The sequence below is a fragment of the Rickettsia sp. TH2014 genome (genome assembly GCF_019249195.1).
GTDB classification, from domain to species: Bacteria; Pseudomonadota; Alphaproteobacteria; order Rickettsiales; family Rickettsiaceae; genus Rickettsia; species Rickettsia felis.
Genome location: NZ_MXAX01000230.1, coordinates 1 through 4,438, shown reverse-complemented (window position 1 = coordinate 4,438; position 4,438 = coordinate 1). Strand labels below are relative to the sequence as shown.

Genomic DNA, 4,438 nt, shown 5'->3' with positions numbered 1-4,438 from the left:
TTAATTTTACTAAATGTAAGATTAAATCTCAACTATTACATTTTTAAGTCGCTACCGCTACCATGTCCGCTATCACTACTTTCTAGAAAGTAAGTTTTAGTATTTGGGTTTTGCTCAAACACATACTCAAAAATTCTTCCATGCCATGGGTGTACACGCTGATCCCATACTGAATCCGTAATTAAGACAGCCGGGTATTTTTGCGTTAAAGATAAATTTTCTAGCGGTGCATATTTTTTGATATGCACTAAATCTTGAGGATTTTCCGGATCACCATGCTCAGTTACCCAAGAATGACCTGCGCCGAATTCTTTTTTATGTAAAAGAACGTTAGCGATAATAGTATCTTGGTTAACCCAAGTAGGGACAGTAAACTTTCCTTCTAATAATTTTCCGTTACTTGCTTTTGGCTCAAAACCATTCTTTACGAAATCTTTTTTCTCTAAACTCCATTCTTTAAACAAAGTTCATCTTTGCCGCCGAATGACATAGCAATAAGGTAAAGATTGGGGCTTTGAAAACATTCTATATCACCTCGATACATTACTTTTTTGCCGTACTTTTTCGATAATTTATCAAAATCAATCAAAACTTCCCATTCCGGTCTGTCCTTAGAATAATTTTCTAATAACGTTCTACGCCATAAACCTTGCGGATTTTTATCATCCATCCAAAAATTATATACGTAACCGTTGCGGATAAACCCATAAGGTATTTCTCTTTGGTCATATAGTATAGACTCTATTTCTTTTTTTATTGGCTTATATTCCGGCATGCCCTTAAAAGATTTTTTAGTTTTTGCCGTACGCTCTTTTGTCCATTTTAAAGCTTCAGCACCTTCAGCTTCTTCTAGAAATTTGGTATCTTGAGAGTTATATATTTGTTTATTATTATCTCCCATAGCTTGAACACAAAAGGTTAATAAAATAATTGTAAAATAGTAGGTAATTTTTTTCATCACTTTAATAATATCTCTTAAATTAAAAATATTTATTATTGAAATCTCGGCTAATCGATTTTATTCCATGTACATAATATATTTATCCTCATAATCTTCTGGTACAAGAATTTTATATTTAAGTGATATATATTGGATTAATAAACAAAAATTGTAAAGCTTAATTTATCTCAATGTATAATTGCAAAAGTATTATTAATGGTGTATTTGTAGCGCAGTATATCATTAATATTTATGCCTAAAAATCTAAAGCACGACGAGATTATACGCAGTGCATTTGAAAATCCAATAGTTGCCAAAGAGTTTTTTCAAATGCACTTACCGCTTCATATACAAAGTTTGATTTCTTTTAAAACTCTTAAAATGGAAAAAGATAGTTTTGTAGATAAAACACTTAAGAAATCCATATTAGATATTTTATTTTCCGTTAAATTTAATAGTGAAGATAGTTACTTATTTTTATTATTAGAACATCAAAGCAAACCTGATTATTACATGGCTTTTCGCTTGTTTAATTATATGTTAAAGATTGCCGAATATTATATGAAAGCAACAAAAAGCAAGAAATTTCCTTTTATATATCCGTTAATGTTTTATAACGGCATACAAAAATATAATGTTCCTTTAAATTTATGGGAATTATTTGAAAATAGTGAATTAGTAAAAGCTACTTGGACTAATGGTTATCAGCTAATTAATGTTCATGAAATTCCTGATGAACATTTGAAAGAACATGCTTGGTCCGTAATTTTACAATTTTTTATGAAGCATATTCATGAACGTGATTTATTGAAAAGATGGACAGAGATAGCTAATCTCTTGCCTAAATTTTCTAAGGTCAATATAGGTATTGATTATATAGAGCTAATTTTATTCTATACTTTGACTAAAATTGAGTAAACTGATAAAATAGAACTAGAAACAATGCTTAAATCACATTTAAATCCTAAAAAGAGAGAAAAAATTATGGTAAGCATAGCACGTAATTGGGAACTAAAAGGTATAGAAAAAGGTAGGCAAGAAGGTAGAAGAAAAGAAAAAATTATTATAGCCAAAAATTTAATCAAAGCCGGCTTAAAAACTGACTTAATAATTGCCTCAACAGGCTTAAAAAAAGAAGAAATTGAGAAGTTACAACAAACTGCCTGAATTCTTAAAAAATATGAGAGTTATGGCTAATGATTTAAGCATTTATATTCACTGGCCGTTTTGTTTGTCAAAATGTCCATATTGTGATTTTAATTCTCATGTGGCAAGTGCTGTAAACCATAATCAATGGCTTAAACCCTATGAAACGGAAATCGAGTATTTTAAGGATATTATTCAAAATAAATACATTAAATCTATTTTTTTCGGCGGCGGTACTCCTTCGTTAATGAACCCTATAGTAGTTGCAGGGATAATAAATAAAATCAGTAATCTAGCAATTATTGATAATAAAACCGAGATAACTCTAGAAACTAATCCCACATCCTTTGAAACTGAGAAGTTTAAAGCATTCAAATCCGCCGGGATTAATCGTGTTTCTATTGGGGTACAATCCTTAAAAGAGGATGATTTAAAAAAATTAGGAAGAACCCACGATCCCTTGCAAGCCATCAAAACAATTGAAGCGGCAAATGCGATTTTTCCAAGAGTATCATTTGACTTAATATATGCACGTAGCGACCAGAAATTAAAAGATTGGCAAGAAGAATTAACGCAAGCTATGCAGCTCGTAAATTGTCATATTTCTCTTTATCAACTGACTATCGAAAAAGGTACGCCGTTTTATAAATTATTTAAAGACGGTAATCTGATTTTGCCTCATTCAGATGCGGCAGCTGAAATGTATGAATGGACAAATCATTATCTAGAATCTCAAAAATATTTGAGATATGAAATATCTAATTATGCTAAAAAAGGTCAGGAATGTTTGCATAATTTAACTTATTGGAATTATAATAGTTATTTAGGTATAGGTCCCGGAGCCCATAGTAGAATAATTGAACCGGCAACGGTATCAGCAATTATGATGTGGCATAAACCTGAAAAATGGTTAGACTCGGTTAACGCAAAAAATGTCGGTATTCAAACTAATACTAAGTTAACGCATCAAGAAATCATTGAAGAAACGTTAATGATGGGCTTACGTCTTAAAAGCGGTATAAATATTGCGGCACTAGAGCAGAAAATAAATGCAAAATTAGTTGATATTTTAGACATGAATAACTTGCAGCATTATCAAAACCAAGGTCTAATTAAGTTAGATAACAATATCTCTCTTACCGATAAAGGTTTAATGCTGCATAGTTATATAGTACCTAGATTGATTATATGAAAATTATTCATGTAATTTTAAAGTTTATAATTATTTTTATTATTCCTTCTATCCATGCTAAGGAATGTAAGCTCGAGTTTAAAACTAAAAAGATATATGTGAACGGTGTTGCGTATGATCAAAAAGTTGGAGATCCAATTACACCGATAGCAGATGCTATTAAGGCAAATAATCTTGATGAAGTAAAAAAGATATTAGATGAAGGATACGGAGTAAATCAACCATGCTTGGGTTGGGTTCCTCTAGATTATGCTATATCGAATAATAATATAAAAATTGCCGATTTTTTATTAAAGCGTGGTGCATCCATGAGTTTAATCCATATAAATATAGGATTTATGAAGTCGGAAATTGCCGAATTTTTAATTAATCAGGGAATGAGACCCAATTTAAGATATGAAGACGGTATTACCGGAATGATGCTAGCCGCAGAAAGAAATAATCCTGATTTCATAAAACTTTTGCTTAAGCTAGGCGTTAATCCTAACATTCAAAATTCTAAAACCGGAATGACTTCCCTTATGCATGCAGCATCATATCTTAATGTTGAACCTGTTCATATTTTATTAGAGTATGGAGCAGATCAAAAAATTAAAGATTTTAAAGGAAAAAGAGCTTTAGATTGGATAGCAGTGGATGCTAGTAGAAAATTATATGCTTCTGACGCAGAATATTATACTGCTTTATTTTTTTGCTCCGTTTGAAACTAAACAGAAAATTATAAAAGAAAGAAATAGCATTAAGAAAAGAAATAAAGAAAAGGAAAAAGAAATAAAAAAGCTTTGCAATTCCCACCGTTAAATTTTGGTAGAGTTTCTATTTATAGCTTACAAGTTAAGATAAAAACCTATTCTAATTTTTTTAAAATTTTTATAGCGTTATTGCTTGGGTACCACCCAGTCATTGCGAGCGACTGTAGACGTTTTTGCATGGCTCAAAAAGCCGGCTCTATGTCATTCTCGCGTAGGCGGGAATCCACCGTTGTCATACCGCGACTTGATCTCGGTACCCAAAAATACAACTTAAAAATACTAAATTTTAGTATTTTTAATTGGACCCCGTGGTCAAGCCTATAGTACCGGACATTTCTTTAAAAAATCTCGATGTCATCCCCGCGAAAGCGGAGACCCATATTAAAAAATCTTTAAAATTAAAGATTT

3 protein-coding genes and 3 pseudogenes are annotated in these 4,438 nt (G+C 31.2%); 4 read left to right on the top strand and 2 right to left on the bottom strand.

The genetic code is table 11. From position 1 onward, the window contains the following. Positions 1-35: 35 nt before the first annotated feature. Together KYQ89_RS08490 and KYQ89_RS07865 are read right to left on the bottom strand one after the other, a co-directional pair. Positions 36-290, bottom strand: a pseudogene (locus tag KYQ89_RS08490) (prolyl oligopeptidase family serine peptidase); the annotation flags it as partial. 18 nt (positions 291-308) lie between these two features. Beyond that, a pseudogene (locus tag KYQ89_RS07865) lies at positions 309-958 on the bottom strand (peptidase S9); the annotation flags it as partial. 234 nt (positions 959-1,192) lie between these two features. Between KYQ89_RS07865 and KYQ89_RS04610 the strand changes: the two are divergent. From KYQ89_RS04610 to KYQ89_RS07855, 4 genes and pseudogenes are all read left to right on the top strand, one after another. After that, entirely contained in the window at positions 1,193-1,858 is a 666-nt protein-coding gene (locus tag KYQ89_RS04610; RefSeq protein ID WP_256621346.1) for an Rpn family recombination-promoting nuclease/putative transposase, read from the top strand. Positions 1,859-1,882: 24 nt separating this feature from the next. Continuing rightward, positions 1,883-2,107 carry a transposase gene (locus KYQ89_RS07860; RefSeq protein ID WP_256621344.1) on the top strand — a complete coding sequence of 75 codons (225 nt, stop codon included), beginning with the start codon at positions 1,883-1,885 and terminating at the stop codon, positions 2,105-2,107. Positions 2,108-2,120: 13 nt separating this feature from the next. After that, on the top strand, positions 2,121-3,278 hold the full coding sequence (hemW, locus tag KYQ89_RS04605) for a radical SAM family heme chaperone HemW (protein WP_218460613.1): 1,158 nt from the start codon (positions 2,121-2,123) through the stop codon (positions 3,276-3,278). Beyond that, positions 3,275-3,817 (top strand): annotated as a pseudogene (locus KYQ89_RS07855) (ankyrin repeat domain-containing protein); the annotation flags it as partial. The gene hemW and the pseudogene KYQ89_RS07855, both read left to right, overlap by 4 nt. Positions 3,818-4,438 lie beyond the last annotated feature (621 nt).

Coding starts and splice junctions, on each gene's coding strand:
- KYQ89_RS04610 (WP_256621346.1), top strand. CDS start 1,193: ATGCCTAAAAATCTAAAGCACGACGAGATTATACGCAGTGCATTTGAA.
- KYQ89_RS07860 (WP_256621344.1), top strand. CDS start 1,883: ATGCTTAAATCACATTTAAATCCTAAAAAGAGAGAAAAAATTATGGTA.
- hemW (WP_218460613.1), top strand. CDS start 2,121: ATGAGAGTTATGGCTAATGATTTAAGCATTTATATTCACTGGCCGTTT.